Annotated in this window: 14 protein-coding genes; 8 read left to right on the top strand and 6 right to left on the bottom strand. The window is 72.5% G+C overall.

The window, feature by feature from the left end:
* Positions 1-183: 183 nt before the first annotated feature.
* The 3 genes from AB0C22_RS19540 (at position 184) to AB0C22_RS19550 (ending at position 2752) form a co-directional block, all read left to right on the top strand.
* A complete protein-coding gene (locus AB0C22_RS19540; RefSeq protein WP_208568575.1) occupies positions 184-882 on the top strand; it encodes a transglycosylase SLT domain-containing protein in 699 nt (232 codons plus the stop codon).
* Between the two features lie 114 nt (positions 883-996).
* Positions 997-1650, top strand: a complete 654-nt coding sequence (locus AB0C22_RS19545) for a rhomboid family intramembrane serine protease (RefSeq protein ID WP_208568574.1) — start codon at positions 997-999, stop codon at positions 1648-1650.
* Between the two features lie 133 nt (positions 1651-1783).
* Positions 1784-2752 carry an NAD(P)/FAD-dependent oxidoreductase gene (locus AB0C22_RS19550; protein ID WP_208568573.1) on the top strand — a complete coding sequence of 323 codons (969 nt, stop codon included), beginning with the start codon at positions 1784-1786 and terminating at the stop codon, positions 2750-2752.
* Between the two features lie 130 nt (positions 2753-2882).
* On the opposite strand, the gene AB0C22_RS19555 is transcribed toward AB0C22_RS19550, so the two are convergent.
* Positions 2883-3569: a TetR/AcrR family transcriptional regulator gene (locus tag AB0C22_RS19555; protein WP_219467115.1), complete on the bottom strand. Its 687-nt coding sequence runs from the start codon at positions 3567-3569 to the stop codon at positions 2883-2885.
* A 141-nt stretch (positions 3570-3710) separates the two neighbouring features.
* On the opposite strand from AB0C22_RS19555, the gene AB0C22_RS19560 reads away from it, so the two are divergent.
* Entirely contained in the window at positions 3711-4664 is a 954-nt protein-coding gene (locus tag AB0C22_RS19560; RefSeq protein WP_357536243.1) for an NAD-dependent epimerase/dehydratase family protein, read from the top strand.
* Between the two features lie 75 nt (positions 4665-4739).
* Here the strand turns inward: AB0C22_RS19560 and AB0C22_RS19565 are convergent, their stop codons facing one another.
* Together AB0C22_RS19565 and glpX are read right to left on the bottom strand one after the other, a co-directional pair.
* Positions 4740-5711, bottom strand: a complete 972-nt coding sequence (locus AB0C22_RS19565; protein ID WP_219467119.1) for a DMT family transporter — start codon at positions 5709-5711, stop codon at positions 4740-4742.
* Complete coding sequence (gene glpX / locus AB0C22_RS19570; protein WP_208568569.1) at positions 5708-6739, bottom strand: class II fructose-bisphosphatase; 1032 nt, start codon at positions 6737-6739, stop codon at positions 5708-5710. Before glpX ends, AB0C22_RS19565 begins: the two co-directional genes overlap by 4 nt.
* 158 nt (positions 6740-6897) lie before the next feature.
* Here glpX and AB0C22_RS19575 point away from each other — a divergent pair, with 158 nt between their 5' ends.
* On the top strand, positions 6898-7608 hold the full coding sequence (locus tag AB0C22_RS19575) for a DUF4245 domain-containing protein (protein WP_219467123.1): 711 nt from the start codon (positions 6898-6900) through the stop codon (positions 7606-7608).
* A 287-nt stretch (positions 7609-7895) separates the two neighbouring features.
* On the top strand, positions 7896-8741 hold the full coding sequence (locus tag AB0C22_RS19580; protein WP_219467125.1) for a hypothetical protein: 846 nt from the start codon (positions 7896-7898) through the stop codon (positions 8739-8741).
* Positions 8742-8828: 87 nt separating this feature from the next.
* On the opposite strand, the gene AB0C22_RS19585 is transcribed toward AB0C22_RS19580, so the two are convergent.
* Genes AB0C22_RS19585 through AB0C22_RS19595 form a run of 3 tightly spaced genes read right to left on the bottom strand, consistent with a single transcriptional unit; the run spans position 8829 to position 12243 of the window.
* A complete protein-coding gene (locus AB0C22_RS19585; RefSeq protein ID WP_219467126.1) occupies positions 8829-9743 on the bottom strand; it encodes a PLP-dependent cysteine synthase family protein in 915 nt (304 codons plus the stop codon).
* A gap of 1 nt (position 9744) precedes the next feature.
* Positions 9745-11148, bottom strand: coding sequence for an EamA family transporter (locus tag AB0C22_RS19590; RefSeq protein ID WP_219467128.1), 1404 nt, complete (start codon positions 11146-11148; stop codon positions 9745-9747).
* A 12-nt stretch (positions 11149-11160) separates the two neighbouring features.
* Complete coding sequence (locus AB0C22_RS19595; RefSeq protein WP_357536247.1) at positions 11161-12243, bottom strand: serine O-acetyltransferase; 1083 nt, start codon at positions 12241-12243, stop codon at positions 11161-11163.
* A 222-nt stretch (positions 12244-12465) separates the two neighbouring features.
* On the opposite strand from AB0C22_RS19595, the gene AB0C22_RS19600 reads away from it, so the two are divergent.
* A complete protein-coding gene (locus tag AB0C22_RS19600) occupies positions 12466-13884 on the top strand; it encodes a PLP-dependent aminotransferase family protein (protein ID WP_219467133.1) in 1419 nt (472 codons plus the stop codon).
* A 39-nt stretch (positions 13885-13923) separates the two neighbouring features.
* On the top strand, positions 13924-14661 hold the full coding sequence (locus AB0C22_RS19605; RefSeq protein WP_219467136.1) for an alanyl-tRNA editing protein: 738 nt from the start codon (positions 13924-13926) through the stop codon (positions 14659-14661).
* Position 14662 lies beyond the last annotated feature (1 nt).

Below are 14662 nucleotides of genomic sequence, written 5' to 3' on the forward strand. Positions count from 1 at the left end.
GTCCCACGAGCGCCCACGTCCCGGTGGGGGTCATTGGTGAACGTTCGTCCCATCCGTGGACGAGCCGCCACCGCCCGCCGGTACGTCGGCGGCGACCGGCTGAGGTCGGGGCGCTCGTGGTGCGACCACGCCCGGCACGGGCTGGTCCGCGCCGCGCCATTGCCCCCGACGAAGGGATACTTCGTGAGTCGGCTGTGGAGCCGGTTCGGTGCCCGTACGGCCGCTGTCGCACTGCTCTCCGTGGGCGTTGCCGGCGGTTTCTACCTGGGCGAAGACCGGGAAACCCAGCAACAGGGCCTGACCGCACAGGTCGGCCTCCAGGTCGACCAGGCCGAGTACGACTACCAGCGTGACCGGCAGGCCGACCACCGGCGGGAGTCCGCCAAGCAGCGGTCCGCCGAGTACCAGGCGCGGCAGCGGGCCGCCGCAGCGGCCAAGGAGGCCGCCCAGCGGGCCAAGGCCGCCGAGGCCGCGGCGGCGTCGCGCAAGAAGGAACGTGATGAGGCCGAGGCCAAGGCCAAGTCGGAGGACGGGAAGATCAAGCCCTTCGCCGGCCCGGTCCCGGCCTCGTGCAGTTCCTACAGCGGGCACCGCAAGACCGGTTGCGCGATGCTCCTCCAGGCGGGCTTCAAGATCGACCAGATGCCCTGCCTGGACAAGCTCTGGAACAAGGAGAGCGGCTGGAACCCCAAGGCCAGCAACTCCTCGTCCGGCGCGTACGGCATCCCGCAGGCCGTGCCCGGCAACAAGATGAGCTCGGTCGCCAGCGACTGGCGGACCAATCCGGTCACCCAGATCAAGTGGGGCCTCGGCTACATCGAGGGCCGGTACGACAGCCCCTGCGGGGCCTGGGCCAAGAGCCAGAGTTCCGGCTGGTACTGATCGACGGGTACGACGGCGGGGCGGGTGGGCGACCACCCGCCCCGCCGTCGTCGTACCCCCGGTGGCGCGGGACCCGGGTGGCGGTCGGCGAAGAATGCTGATAGCCATGGTGGGGTGACCCTGCACCCGACGGGCGGCGACCCCGACCGGTTCGGCACCGAGGCGTTCTACGCGTCGCTCGGCCGGGCCTTCGTCGCCATGTGCGCGGTGGTGCCGTTCCTCTTCCTCATCGAGGCCCTCGACCAGGGGCTCGGCTTCGGGCTCGACGTGGCCGCCGGGATCATCCCGCAGCGCATCCAGGGGCTCGACGGGGTGTTCTTCTCGCCGTTCCTGCACCACGGCTTCGACCACCTCTACAGCAACAGCATCCCGCTGATCCTGCTCGGCACCTTCGTGCTGGCCGCCGGTAGCCGCCGGTTCCTCTGGTCCACCCTGGTCATCATCCTGGTCAGCGGCCTCGGCGTCTGGTTCACCGGCTCGCCCAACTCGGTGGTCGTCGGCGCGAGCGGGGTGATCTTCGGCTACCTGGGCCTGCTGTTCACCCGGGGCGTCGTCGAGCGGAGCTGGTGGAACTTCGGGGTGGTGCTGCTGGTCGGCCTGCTCTACGGCTGGCAGCTGCTCGGCATCCTGCCCACCGACGAGCGGATCTCCTGGCAGGGGCACCTGTTCGGGCTGCTCGGCGGGGTGGTCGCGGCGATCCTGTTCCGGCGTCGCCGCCCGTACGACCCGTACGGGGAGTACCGGGTCGAGTCCACGCTGAGGTCCTGAGCGGGGCGCGACCCGCCCGGCACGCGGTACGGCCGGGAGATGCTTGCCCGGACGGGGTGGCGGGCCTACCGTCGGCAGCAGCACGCGTTGATCCAACTGTGTGTGCCCGCCAGCGGAAAGCGACGGTACGCCCATGCGCGAGGTCGATGTCGCCGTGATCGGAGCCGGTCCGACGGGGCTGTTCGCCGCGTACTACGCGGGTTTCCGGGGCCTGTCGGTGGCGGTGGTCGACGCGCTGCCCGAGCCGGGCGGGCAGATCACCGCCATGTACCCGGAGAAACTGATCCTCGACGTCGCCGGTTTCCCCGCCGTCAAGGGCCGGGAGCTGGTGGCCAACCTGGTCGCTCAGGCCGCGCCCTACCACCCGGAATACCTGTTGGGCACCCGGGCCGAGAAGCTCGCCCACCTCGACGGCCGACCGGTGCTGGGCCTGGCCGGCGGCGAGCAGCTGCGCTGCGGTGCGGTGGTGGTCACCGGGGGGTTGGGCAGCTTCACCCCGCGTCCGCTGCCGGTGGCGGACAGCTTCCTCGGTGGCGGGATCGTCTACTTCGTACCGGAGCCGGCCGCGCTCGCCGACCGGGACGTGCTGATCGTGGGCGGCGGTGACTCCGCGTTCGACTGGGCGGCGACCCTGCAACCGTTGGCCCGTTCGGTGACCCTGGTGCACCGCCGGGAACGGTTCCGGGCGCACGCCGGCACGGTGGCCCGGGTGCTGTCCCTGCCGGTGCGGGTCGTCGTCAACGCCGAGGTGACCCGGCTGTACGGCGACGACACGGTGACCGCCGCCGAGATCACCGTACGGGGTGGCGCGGCGGAGACCCTGCCGGTCGACACGGTGGTCGCGGCGCTCGGTTTCACCGCCGACCTGGGGCCGCTGGCCGAGTGGGGGCTGCGGCTGGACCGGCGGCACATCGTGGTGGACAGCGCGATGGCGACCAACCTGCCCCGGGTCTTCGCCGCCGGGGACATCACCGAGTACCCGGGCAAGGTGCGGCTGATCGCCACCGGTTTCGGTGAGGCCGCCACCGCCGTCAACAACGCCGCCGTGGCCATCGACCCGGCGGCGCATCTCTTCCCCGGCCACTCCTCCGACGCCGGCTGACCCGGCGGCCACGGCCGGGCCGAGCCGGTGCCGGCCGGTCTGCAGGTGAGACCTGCGCCGTTCGGTGCGCTGCGGGAGGCCGGTGCCGGGCGGTCCGGCGCGGTGGCGGTCGGCCCTCGCCCGCCCCGGGTCAGGGCAGGCCGACGAGGTCGGCCATCAGGGCGGTCTGGTGGTCGAAGTAGGCGTCCCGGTGGGGCAGGGCCGGGCCGAGGCGGCCGAAGAGGTCGAAGCTGATCAGCCCGAAGAGCTGGGTCCAGCCGGCCATGCCCCGGGCCAGCAGGGCCTCGGGCAGGCCGGGGAAGAGGCCGGTGGCGATCTCGGCGAGGTCGGAGCGGACCGGTTCGGGCAGGTCGTCGTCGGGTGGGGCGAGCCGGCCGTCGGCCACCCCGTCGCGGAGGATGCCGATCAGGGTCCGTGGCGGGCGCTGGGCGGGGAGCACGGTGTCGACCGGGGCGGCGTACCCGGGGACCGGGCTGCCGTAGAGCAGGGCGTACTCGGCGGGGTGCGCCAGCGCCCAGGCGCGGGCGGCCCGGCACGCGGCGTGCCAGCGTCCGCGCAGGTCGGCCCGGTCGACGGCGGCGTCGGCGGACTCCACTGCTTCGCCGAGTGCGTGGTACGCCTCGATGATCAGCGCGGTGAGCAGGTCGTCGCGGCTGGGGAAGTAGCGGTAGATCGCGGACGAGACCATGCCCATGTCCCGGGCGACCGCCCGTAGGGAGAGGTCGGCACCGTCGGTGGCGAGGTGGCGGCGGGCGGTCGCCTTGATCTCGTCGATCATCTCGGCGCGGACCCGGGCGCGGATCGAGGAAGCCGGCATGGCTCCACTCTGCCACGGTCCAGAGCGGCAATCAAAATAGAGAGCACTGCTCTTGACGGGGAGCGGTCGGTCGGACATGCTGAACACGGTTCAACGAGAGCACTGCTCTCTATCCAGCCTCCCGCTCTGAAGGGTTCTCCCATGTCACTGCACGTGATCGTCGGTGCCGGTCCGGTCGGCACCGCCACCGCCCGCCACCTCGCCGAGCGGGGCGAGCAGGTCCGGCTCGTCACCCGACGGGGCACCGGCCCCGTCGACCCGGCCATCGAGCGGATCGCCGCCGACGCCGCCGACACCGACCGGCTGACCGCCCTCACCGGCGGGGCGGTCGCGCTCTACAACTGCGCCAACCCCGCCTACCACCGGTGGGCCACCGACTGGCCGCCGCTGGCCGGCGCACTGCTCACCACCGCCGAGCGCACCGGCGCGGTGCTCGCCACCGTCGGCTGCCTCTACGGCTACGGCCCGGTCGACGCGCCGATGACCGAGGACACCCCGCTCGCCGCCACCGGCACCAAGGGGCAGGTCCGCAACCGGATGTGGACCGAGGCGCTCGCCGCCCACCACGCCGGCCGGGCCCGGATCACCGAGGTGCGCGGCTCGGACTACCTCGGTGCCGAAGGCAACTCCCTGCTGCCGTTGGTGCTGCCGAAGGTGCTCGCCGGGCAACGGGTCTTCCTGCCGGTGAACTGGGACGCCCCGCACAGCTGGACGTACGTCGGGGACGTGGTGCGCACCCTGGTCGCCGCCGCCACCGACGAGCGGGCCTGGGGACGGGCCTGGCACGTGCCGAGCAACCCGGCCGTCAGCGCCCGCGAGCTGGCCGGACGGGTGGCGCAACTGGCCGGCGCCCCGGCGCCGAGGCTGGTCCGGATGCCCTACCCGTTGCTCTGGCTCGGTGGCCTGAACGACCCGTTCGCCCGCGAGCTGCGGGAGACCGCACACCAGTTCGCCCGGCCCTTCGTGCTGGACTCGACCCGGGCCACCGAAACCCTGGGCATCACGCCGACCCCGCTGGACGAGGCGCTGGCCGACACCGTCCGGATCCTCGCCGCCACCATCCGGACGCCCACCCCGGCGGGCGGGGCGCACTGACCGCCGCCCGACGGTCGGGCCGCGCGGACGCTCGACCGGCCGACGGCCCGCCCGACGGCAGGTCCGGTGCGCAGGTCAGCGACGGTGCACCGGGCCGAGCGCCGCGACCAGCACCGCGACCAGGGTGAGTGCCGCGCCCGCCAGGGTGGCCGGGCCCGGGTGCGACGCCGCCGTCGGGAGCACCACGTCCAGGACGACGGCCCCGACGACCTGACCGGCGATGGTGGCGAGCCCCAGCAGCAGCACCCCGGTGAACCGGACGAGTGCCGCCGCGACCGCGATGAAGACGATGCCGATCGGGCCACCCAGATAGAGCCACGGCTCGGTCGGCAACCGGCCGGCGGGGCCACCCCGGATGGCCACGTCCACGCCGAAGGCGACCAGCAGGGCCGCCGTACCGACGGCGAAGTTGACTCCGGTGGCGGTCAGCGCGCTGCCCGCGGCCGCGCGGACCAGGCCGTTGACCGCCTGCTGCCAGGCCAGGCCCAACCCGGCCAGCAGGGGCAGCAGAGCCAGCGCCAGGGTGCCCGGGTTACCCAGCCGGTCACCGACCGCCAGCAGGACGGCCAGCACGGTCAGCACCGCGCCGGCCAACCGGGCCACGGTCACCGGCTGACGCCCACCCGGCCCGATACCCGCCCGGTCCACGGCCAGGCTGCTGGCCGACTGCCCGGCGACCACCGCCACCGTGAAGACCGCCACGCCGAGCACGCCGATGGTGAGGCCCTGGGTGGCGACCAGGAACGCCCCGCACACCCCGCCCAGCATCTGCCAGGGGCGCAACGTGCCGGAGCGCAGCGCGGCACGCAGGTCGGCCAGCCCGCGTCGCCCACCGGGCAGCGCGGGGACCAGCACCAGCAGCACCACCAGGCCGAGACCGAAGGAGACCACCGCCGCGGCGATCCCGTCGGCCAGGCGTACGCCCAGCTCGCCGTTGATCCGGGACTGGACGGCCACCCCGACCCCGGCGGCGGTCGCCAGCCCGATCCCGGCGATCCGGCGGGAGGTGGGCAGGACGGCGGGAACCGCCGTGCCGGTCGCGGTCACTCCTGCTCTGCCAGGGGCCTGCCGTCGAAGTCCACCGCCGAGTAGAGGGCCAGCTTCTCCAACCGGTGGTACGAGTCGATCACCCGGATCGTGCCGCTCTTGGACCGCATCACGATCGACTGGGTGTACGCCCCACCGGCCTGGTACCGCACCCCGCGCAGCAGGTCACCGGAGGTGACCCCGGTCGCCACGAAGAAGCAGTTGTCCCCGGTGACCAGGTCGTCGGTGCCCAGCACCCGGTCCAGGTCGTGCCCGGCGGCGAGCGCTTTCTCCCGCTCCTGTGCGTCCTGCGGCCAGAGCTTGGCCTGCATCGCCCCACCCATGCACTTGAGCGCGCACGCGGAGATGATCCCCTCCGGGGTGCCGCCGACGCCCATCAGCACGTCGACGCCCGACTCGCCCCGGGCGGCGGCGATCGACCCGGCGATGTCGCCGTCGGAGATGAACCGGATGCCCGCCCCGGTCCGCCGGATCTCGTCCACCAGGTCCGCGTGCCGGGGACGGTCCAGCACGCAGACGGTGACCTCGGCGACGTCGGTGCCCTTGACCTTGGCGATCCGTCGGATGTTCTCCGCCGGCCCGGCCTCGATGTCGACCACGTCGGCGTACTCCGGGCCGACGGCCAGCTTCTCCATGTAGAACACGGCGCTCGGGTCGAACATCGCCCCCCGCTCCGAGACGGCCAGCACCGCGAGCGCGTTGGGCATGCCCTTGCTCATCAGCGTGGTGCCGTCGACCGGGTCCACCGCCACGTCCACCTCGGGGCCGGTGCCGTCACCCACCTGCTCGCCGTTGAACAGCATCGGGGCGTTGTCCTTCTCGCCCTCGCCGATCACCACGACGCCGCGCATCTGGATCGAGTTGATCAGCTTACGCATCGCGTCGACGGCTGCCCCGTCGCCGCCCTCCTTGTCGCCCCGGCCGACCCACCGACCGGCGGCCATCGCCGCGGCCTCGGTGACCCGGACCAGGTCGAGGGCGAGGTTGCGGTCGAGATCCTGTGGGACCCGCGTCCTGGTGTTCGTCATGGCGGCTTTCCTCCTCGCGACGGTGCGGGGTGGACCGGCAGGGGCTGCGCTCGCCACTGCCAGCTTTGTCGCTGATCCTCACACGATGCCAGGTCCGGCGGCGGGGCGGGGCGATGGTGGGCGGGATCGCCCCACCGGGCGGCTGCCAGAATGGGCCGGTGGAGCCCGCACAGCCTGCCGACCGCGTACCCGCCGATCCGACCCCGCCGGACGGCCAGCCGCCGCTGCCCCCGGGTGACGGGCCGGTGACCGGTGCCGCCCCCGCCGGGCCCGCCCCCGCCGCCGAACCGGCGCTGGTCGCGGCGGCGGACGACCGGGCGGGCGAGCCGGTGCCGGTCCGCTCCGGCCGGGCGGAGAAGTCCCGCTCCGAGCGCTCGCCGAAGGACATGGCGTTGTCGCTGCTGGTGCTGCTGGTGCCGATCGCCCTGCTACTCGCCTTCTACCGGGGCTTCCTCGGTGGCGAGCAGCCCACCACCGTCGACGCCGCCCCCGCCTACGAGCAGGCCCGCGCCGCGAACGTCTTCCCCGTCACCGAGCCGTCCGGGCTGGGCTCCGGCTGGCGTACGGTCAGCGCGAGCTTCCGCACCGTGGACGACGGGGCGAACCTGCGGGTGGGCTATCTCACCCCGGAGGGGCGGGGCGCCCAACTGGTGCAGAGCAACGTGCCGCCGGAGCGGTTGCTGCCCGCCGAGCTGACCGCCGAGGGGCAGCCGCAGGGGCCGGCCGACCTGGGCGGGGCGAACTGGCAGCGGTACACCGGGCGGGGCAACGAGCAGGCCCTGGTGCTGCTCGAACCGGGCCGTACGGTGATCGTGGTCGGCGACGCCCGGGACAACGAGCTGCGCGAACTGGCCGGCGCACTACGCTGACCGGCCGCGTGACCCTGGTCGGCGCGGTGCTGCGGACGGTCGGCGCGGTCCTGCGGACGGTCGACGCGGTGCTGATCGTGGTCGGGCCAAGCGGCGTCGGTCAGGAAGTCCGCGGCAGTTGCGGGCGGGTGGATTGCGGAAGGCGACGCGCGGGAACAGAAGGGACGCGACCCCCGGGGTCCGGCGCGACCGGGCGGGGATCGCGCGCCACGCGGGAAGCGTCACGCCCGCGACGCCACGCCCCCGACGCCCGCCGGGGGTCGGACGACCCGACTGGAGAGCCTGACGTGACCATTCGACGTTTCAGCGCGGCGGTCTTCGCCGCAGCGCTGCTCACCCCCGGCCTGGCCGCCTGCAACAACGCCGGGAGCGGCGAGGCGGGGGCCTCCGCATCCCCGACGGTCTCCGGCGGCGCCGCCTCGGGCAGCGCCTCGCCGGGCACCTCCGAGGCCAAGCAGGCCCTGCTGAACTCCACCAACGAGATCCGCAACGGCAATTTCCGGTTCACCATGACCGGGGTGGGCTCCACCGCCGAGGGGCAGGTGCACCAGCCCAGCCAGAGCGCCCAGATGAAGCTGAGCATCGGTGACGCGTCCTCGGACCTGATGATGAACCTGGACCTGATCCACGCCAAGCCGGACAGCTGGGTGAAGCTGGACCTGGGCGGCAAGTCCGCCAGCAGCATCCCCGGCGCGCAGAAGCTCAGCCTCGGCAAGTACCAGCACCTCGACCAGACCCGGATCAAGGGCAACAAGTCGCTCGGCTTCGACTTCGAGAAGGTCGACCCGGCCGGCAGCGCCGTGCTGACCCAGGGCATCACCGAGGTCCGGCAGACCGGCGAGGGCGCCTACGCCGGCACCCTGGACGTGTCGAAGGCCGCCGAGGCCGGTTCCGTCGACCAGACGGTGATCACCGCGTTGGGCGCCCAGGCGCAGTCGGTGCCGTTCACCGCGAAGCTGGACCCGCAGGGCCGGCTCAGCGAGCTGGTGGTGCAGATCCCGGCCGCCGGCCAGGTCGCCGCGCAGGACATCAAGATCACCTACTCCGACTACGGCAACGCCACCGCCGCCCAGAAGCCCGCCGCCGACCAGGTGGTCGAGGCACCGCAGGAGCTGTACAACCTGTTCAGCTGAGCGTGTGTACCGACGGCGGGGTGGCCCCGGGGCCACCCCGCCGTCGGCGTGTCCGCCTCAGCACCCGGTGGTGCGGTCAGCCCCGGTTCAGAGCAGTTCCAGGTAGTCGTTGACCCGGTCGTAGGCCACCGTCAGCAGGGTCAGCGGCTCGTCCGAGGCGGCCAGCAGCCGGCGGCACGCGGCGATGTTCGCCCCGGTCGACGGCCCCGCGCCGATGCCCTCGCACTCCATCAGCCGACGCATCCCGTCGATGGCGTCCGCCTCGCTCACCGTGACCATCTCGTCGATGATCTCGGTGTTGAGCACCGGCGGGATCATGCCGATGGACAGCCCCTGGATGCGGTGCGGGACGAACACGTCGGCGAACATGTCGCAGCCCTCCGGCTGCACGCCGAGGATGCGCAGCCCGCCCTGGTGCTGCCGGAGCACCTCACCGATGCCGGTCAGGTGACCGCCGGTGCCGATGCCGGCCACGTAGGTGTCCACCCGGGTGCCGTCCAGGTCGGCGATGATCTCGCGGACGGTGGTCAACCGGTGGATCTCCGGGTTGGCCGGATTGGCCGCCTGGTTGAGCATCACGTACTCGGGGTGCTCGAACTGGATCTCGGTGGCCAGCTCGCCGTGCGAGTTGTTGCCCCGGGTGCTGTCCGAGAGCCGGACGTCCACCCCGAAACTGGCCAGCAGGCGACGCTTCGACTCGCTGTAGTTGTCCGGAATGACCAGCACCACCCGGTAGCCGAGGACCGCGGCGGCGATCGCGATCCCCATCCCGGTGTTGCCCCCGGTGGGCTCCAGGATGGTCTGCCCGGAGCCCGGCTTGAGCAGGCCGTCCCGCTCCGCCGCCCGGATCATGTTCAACGCGATGCGCATCTTGTGGCTGCCGCCCGGGTTGTTCAGCTCCAGCTTGAGCAGGATCTCCCCGGGCAGGTCGGCGGTGAGCCGGCTGAGCCGCACCAGCGGGGTGCCGCCCACCGTGTCCAGGATCGAGTCACGAATGCCCATCTCAGCCCACCTCCGCCGTACGCCGGTCCGGGCCGGGCAGGAAGCGCAGCTCGGTGTAGTCGCCTTCGACACACCGGAACAACCGCGCCTCCCGGACGCCGGTGTCGTCGATGCCGACCACCAACTGCGTAAGCGTGGGATAGAGCGGCGCCCCGTCGACAAGCGCGTTGCGCCGGTCCTCGTCACTGAAGTAGGCCCGGCCGTTGGGATGCGAGTGGTAGAGCACCACCACCGGGTCGTCCCCGTCGAGGTTGTCCTCCAGATAGATCAGGTCGGCGGGGGCCAGCACGTAACCGGTGGTGGCGGTGCGGGGGAACCGGACCGGGTCCTGCCGGTGCATCTCGTCGGCCATGTTGCGCGCCTCGTGCACCCGTCCACTGGCGTGCACGAACCCGCACGCCTCCCCGGGGTAGGCGGTCCGCGCGTGCTCGTAGACCGCGTCGAGGGTGGACTCGTCGAGCGTCGCCCCGTCGTCCACGGGCACCGGTGCGGGCGTCGCCGCCGACCCGCCCCCGGTCGCCTTCTTGGTCAGACCGAACGCGGCGAGCATGACCACCGCCAGGACCACCGCCAGGGCCGGCAGCGCCGAGTTCTCCAGCACCGCCGAGCCGAACAGCGCCACCACCGGGAAGAGCACGAAGACGTACGACACCAGCACCGCGTCGACGTGCTGGAGCAGGTAGAAGTAGGCGGCGAAGCCGATCACCGAACCGACCAGCCCGAGATAGAGCACGCCGGTGAGGGACCGGCCGGAGACCGCGCCGAGGTCGGGCTGCTCGACGGTCACGCCGAGGACCACCAAGCCCAGCGCGCCGAGCCCGATCGGGAGGGTCTCCTGGGTGAGCACGTGCACCGTGCCGCCGTAGCGGGCCATCACCGCGTACGTCAGGGCGTGCATAACCGCGGCCAGGAGCACGGCGGCCGGCGCGAGGACGCCCCGGGCGCTGATCCCGGCGGTCAGCTGGACGATGCCGACCAGGCAGCCGAGGCCGACCACCACGCCGGCCCACTGCATCCAGCTCACCGAGATCCGTGAGATCAGCACGGAGAACAGCAGCAGGAAGACCACGACCGACGAGAAGATCAACGCGGCCAGGCCGGAGCTGATGTGCTGCTCACCGTAGTTGATCAGGGCGTACGGGACGGCGACGTAGACCACCGCGATGAACGGCACCACCCAGCGTCGCCCCGGCGGCGGCAGCAACGACACCCCGGGTGTGGCGAGACAGACGGCGAGCAGGAACGGGAAGGCCACCAGGAAGCGCAGCCCGGCCGCGGTGATCGGGGGCAGGGTCTCCACACTCATCTTCATGCCGTACCAGGTGGTGCCCCAGATCAGGCACACCAGCAGATAGAGCAGCCCGAGCTGCCAGCGGCCGGCACGCCGGCCGGTGTCGTTCGTCATGTCATCTCCTGGTCACGCGAAGCCGAACTCGTCGAGCGCTCGCCAGAGTTGCTGGAGGTTGTAGAGGACCGTCTCGTTCCCGCAGGTGTCGATGATCCGGAGCCGCTCGTCGGTGCCGGGACGGTTCACCGCGCACCGGACCCGCCGGTCGTCGCGTTCGAGGACCACCACCGGGCGGTGCTGGCCGGTGCTGGTCACCAGGTCGACCTCGATCGCGGCGAGACCGGTGCCGTGCACCTCGACCACGCCCTCGCAGACCGGTACGACGCCGAAGACCCGGACGTTGCACTCGCCGGAGGTGCCCTGGTACTGGTTGAGCAGCCGGACCCGGCGGTGGCTCGGCACGTCGGTGGTGACGATGATCCCGGGCCCGATCAGCACGTCGTCGCCGACCGTCACCGCACCGAGGATGCGGGCGAACGCCCCCACCTCGACCCGGTCCCCGAGCCGGGGGTGCCGCCTGCCGTTGGGGTTGTCGGCGATGCCCCGGGCACCGAGCACCACACCCTGGAGGATGTACGCGTCGTCGCCGATCACCGTGGTCTCGCCGATCACCGTGCCGAGCCCGTGGTCGATGATCAGCCGTCGTCCGATGCGGGCGGCGGGGTGGATCTCCACGCCGGTGCGGACCTTGGCGACCTCGGAGACCCGACGGGCCACGGCGAGCCGGACGTCCTGACCCAGCGGGGTGTCCTCGGCCTGGTGGATGGCGTGCGCCACCCGGTAGGCGAGGGTGGCCCGGTAGGCGATGTAGCTGTCCCAGACGTACCGCCACGAACTGCCGGCGGCCGGGTCCCGGCGGGCCAGCGCGAGCAGGTCCTCCATGGCGTGCGCGCAGATGGTGCGCAGTCGTTGCGGGGACAGCAGCACCTGGGTCACCGACGAGGACGCCTCGGCCTCGGTGATGCGCACGATCTCCTGCCGCAGCAGCGGCTCCAGGGCGTCGGTCGACTCCTGGGCGACGTCTGCCGCCCGGGAGGTCACCGGTGACGGCCTGTCGTCCGGCCCCGGGGGCGGTGTGGAGCCGGTACGGGGGCCGGGCACGCGCTGCCCGGTGCCGGTCGAGCCTGCGGTTTCGTGCAACGACGACTCCATGCGGCTCCTGCTCCCCGTTCTGCTGTGAACCGTCTCCTTTGGCGGCTCGAGTGAGGTGACACTCGCTGCGGTGTCACGACCCGGGAAGCTGGCAATGGCCGCCGAGCGGGCACGGGGCGTTACCAGGTGGTAGTCACAGCCCCCCGCTAACGTGACGATGGAATATTGCTCAAGTCAGTGGCTGAGGGAAATAGCCAATCCTCAGTCCATTGGGGGGAGAGCATGAACGCGGAAGAGTTGGCGGCTCAGCTCGGTGCGTGGAAGCAGGACCAGACCCGGCTCTACCGGGGGCTGGCCGAGCAGCTGCGGCTGCTGATCCGCCTCGGCTCGCTGCCCCCGGGCAGCGAGCTGCCCCCGGAACGCCGGCTCGCCGTGGTGCTGTCCGTCAGCCGGACGACCATCGCCCAGGCGTACAGCCTGTTGAAGGACGAGGGTTGGCTGGTCAGCCTCCAGGGCAGCGGCACCCGGGTCGCGCACGCCCAACCCGCCGTCCTGCCGCCCGCCGACTACGGTGCCGCGGCGAGCGGTTTCATCGCCGACGTCGTCCGCGACCGGGTGCGTACCGTCGACCTGACGGTCCCGGCGCCACCGCCCGGCCCATGGCTGATGACGGCGATGTCCCGGCTGCCCGCCCTGGCCGCCGCGGCACTGCCCGGCCGGGTGTACGAACCGGCCGGCTACCCCGCGCTGCGGGACCGGATCGCCGGCAAGCTGACCGCCGACGGCCGGGTCACCGCCGCCGAGGAGGTGATCGTCACCAACGGCGCGACCCAGGCGCTGTCCCTGCTGGCCGGGGTGTTGACCCGCCGGGGCGACACCGTGCTGGTGGAGGAGCTGACCTGCCCGACCGTGCTGGCGTCGCTGCGTACCGCCGGACTACGGCTGGTCGTGGTGCCGATCGAGCGGGAGGGGGCCGACCCGCAGGCGGTCGAGGCAGCCGTCCGCCGGTACGAACCCTCCTTCATCTATGTCATCCCGACATACCACAACCCGACCGGGTGGACGATGACCGAGCAGCGCCGCGCAGCGGTCGCCGCCATCGCCCGCCGGTACGGGGTCCCGCTGGTGGAGGACCTCACCCTCGCCGACACCCGGATCGACGGCCCCCTCCCGCCGCCCCCGATCGCCGCGTACGCCCCCGGCGCGCAGATCTACACGGTGGGCAGCCTCAGCAAGGTCTGCTGGCCGGGGCTGCGGATCGGCTGGCTGGTCGGGCCCCGCCGGGAGCTGCAACGGATCGTGCACCTGCGGGCCATGTACGACCTGGGCTGCCCGCTGCCCACCCAGTTGCTCGCCGTCGAACTCCTCGACGACCTGCCGCAGATCCGGCTCGAACGGCAACGGGACCTCCTCCTCCGTCGCGACACCCTGCTCGCCGCGCTCGCCGAGCACCTGCCGCAGTGGCGGTACGAGTCACCGCACGGCGGGCTCAGCGTCTGGTGCGCCACCCCCCGACCGCTGCAACAGCTCAACCACGTCGCCCAGCACCACGGCATGCAGTTGATGCTGGGTGCGCACTTCGCCGTGGGGGCGCGCTCCTACCTGGACCATGTCCGGCTTCCCTTCACCCTCGACGAGGGGGAGCTGGTCGAGGTGGTCAAACGGCTGGCCGGCTACTGGGCCGAGGCCGGGCGTGGCTAGGCTCACGATGCGCGACGATCGGTAGTACGCTGCGCCCCCATGGGCATCTCCCACCACGGACGCACCGAACGTCTCGACCTCGCCGACCCGTCCCTGCGCGAGTGGACCTGCCGGGTCGTGCACGTCGACCCCGAGCGCGGCATCGTGCTGGACCGGTCCGCTTTCTACCCCGGCGGCGGCGGACAGCCACCGGACCACGGCGTCCTGCTGTGGCAGGGGGTGCAGACCCGGATCGTCGGCACCCACAAGGGTGACGACCTCTACCTGATCCCCGCCGAGGGCGACCCGACGCCGCCGGTCGACGCCGAGGTCCAGGGCGCGATCGAGGACGAACGCCGGTTCACGCTGATGCGTACCCACTCGGGGCTGCACGTGCTCTGCGGGGTGGTGTTCCGCGACTTCGGCGCGCTGGTGACCGGCGGCAACATGGAGCCGGGCGAGGCCCGGATGGACTTCAACCTGCCGCAGCCCCCCGAGGGCTTCAAGGGGCTGCTGGAGGAGGCGGTCAACAAGGAGTTGGCCACCGACCGGCGGATCTCCGTGCGGGTGCTGCCCCGAGACGAGGCGTTGGCCATCCCCGACATCGTGCGCACCCAGACCAACCTCATCCCCCCGGACGAGCAGGAGGTCCGCATCGTCGACATCGAAGGGCTCGACGTGCAGGCCGACGGCGGCACCCACGTGGCGTCCATCGGGCAGGTCGGGCGGCTCCAGGTGGTCAAGGTGGAGAGCAAGGGCAAGCAGAACCGTCGGGTCCGCATCCGCCTGGTCGGCTGAC

The sequence above is a fragment of the Micromonospora sp. NPDC048894 genome (genome assembly GCF_040649765.1).
Taxonomy (GTDB): domain Bacteria; phylum Actinomycetota; class Actinomycetes; order Mycobacteriales; family Micromonosporaceae; genus Micromonospora; species Micromonospora antibiotica.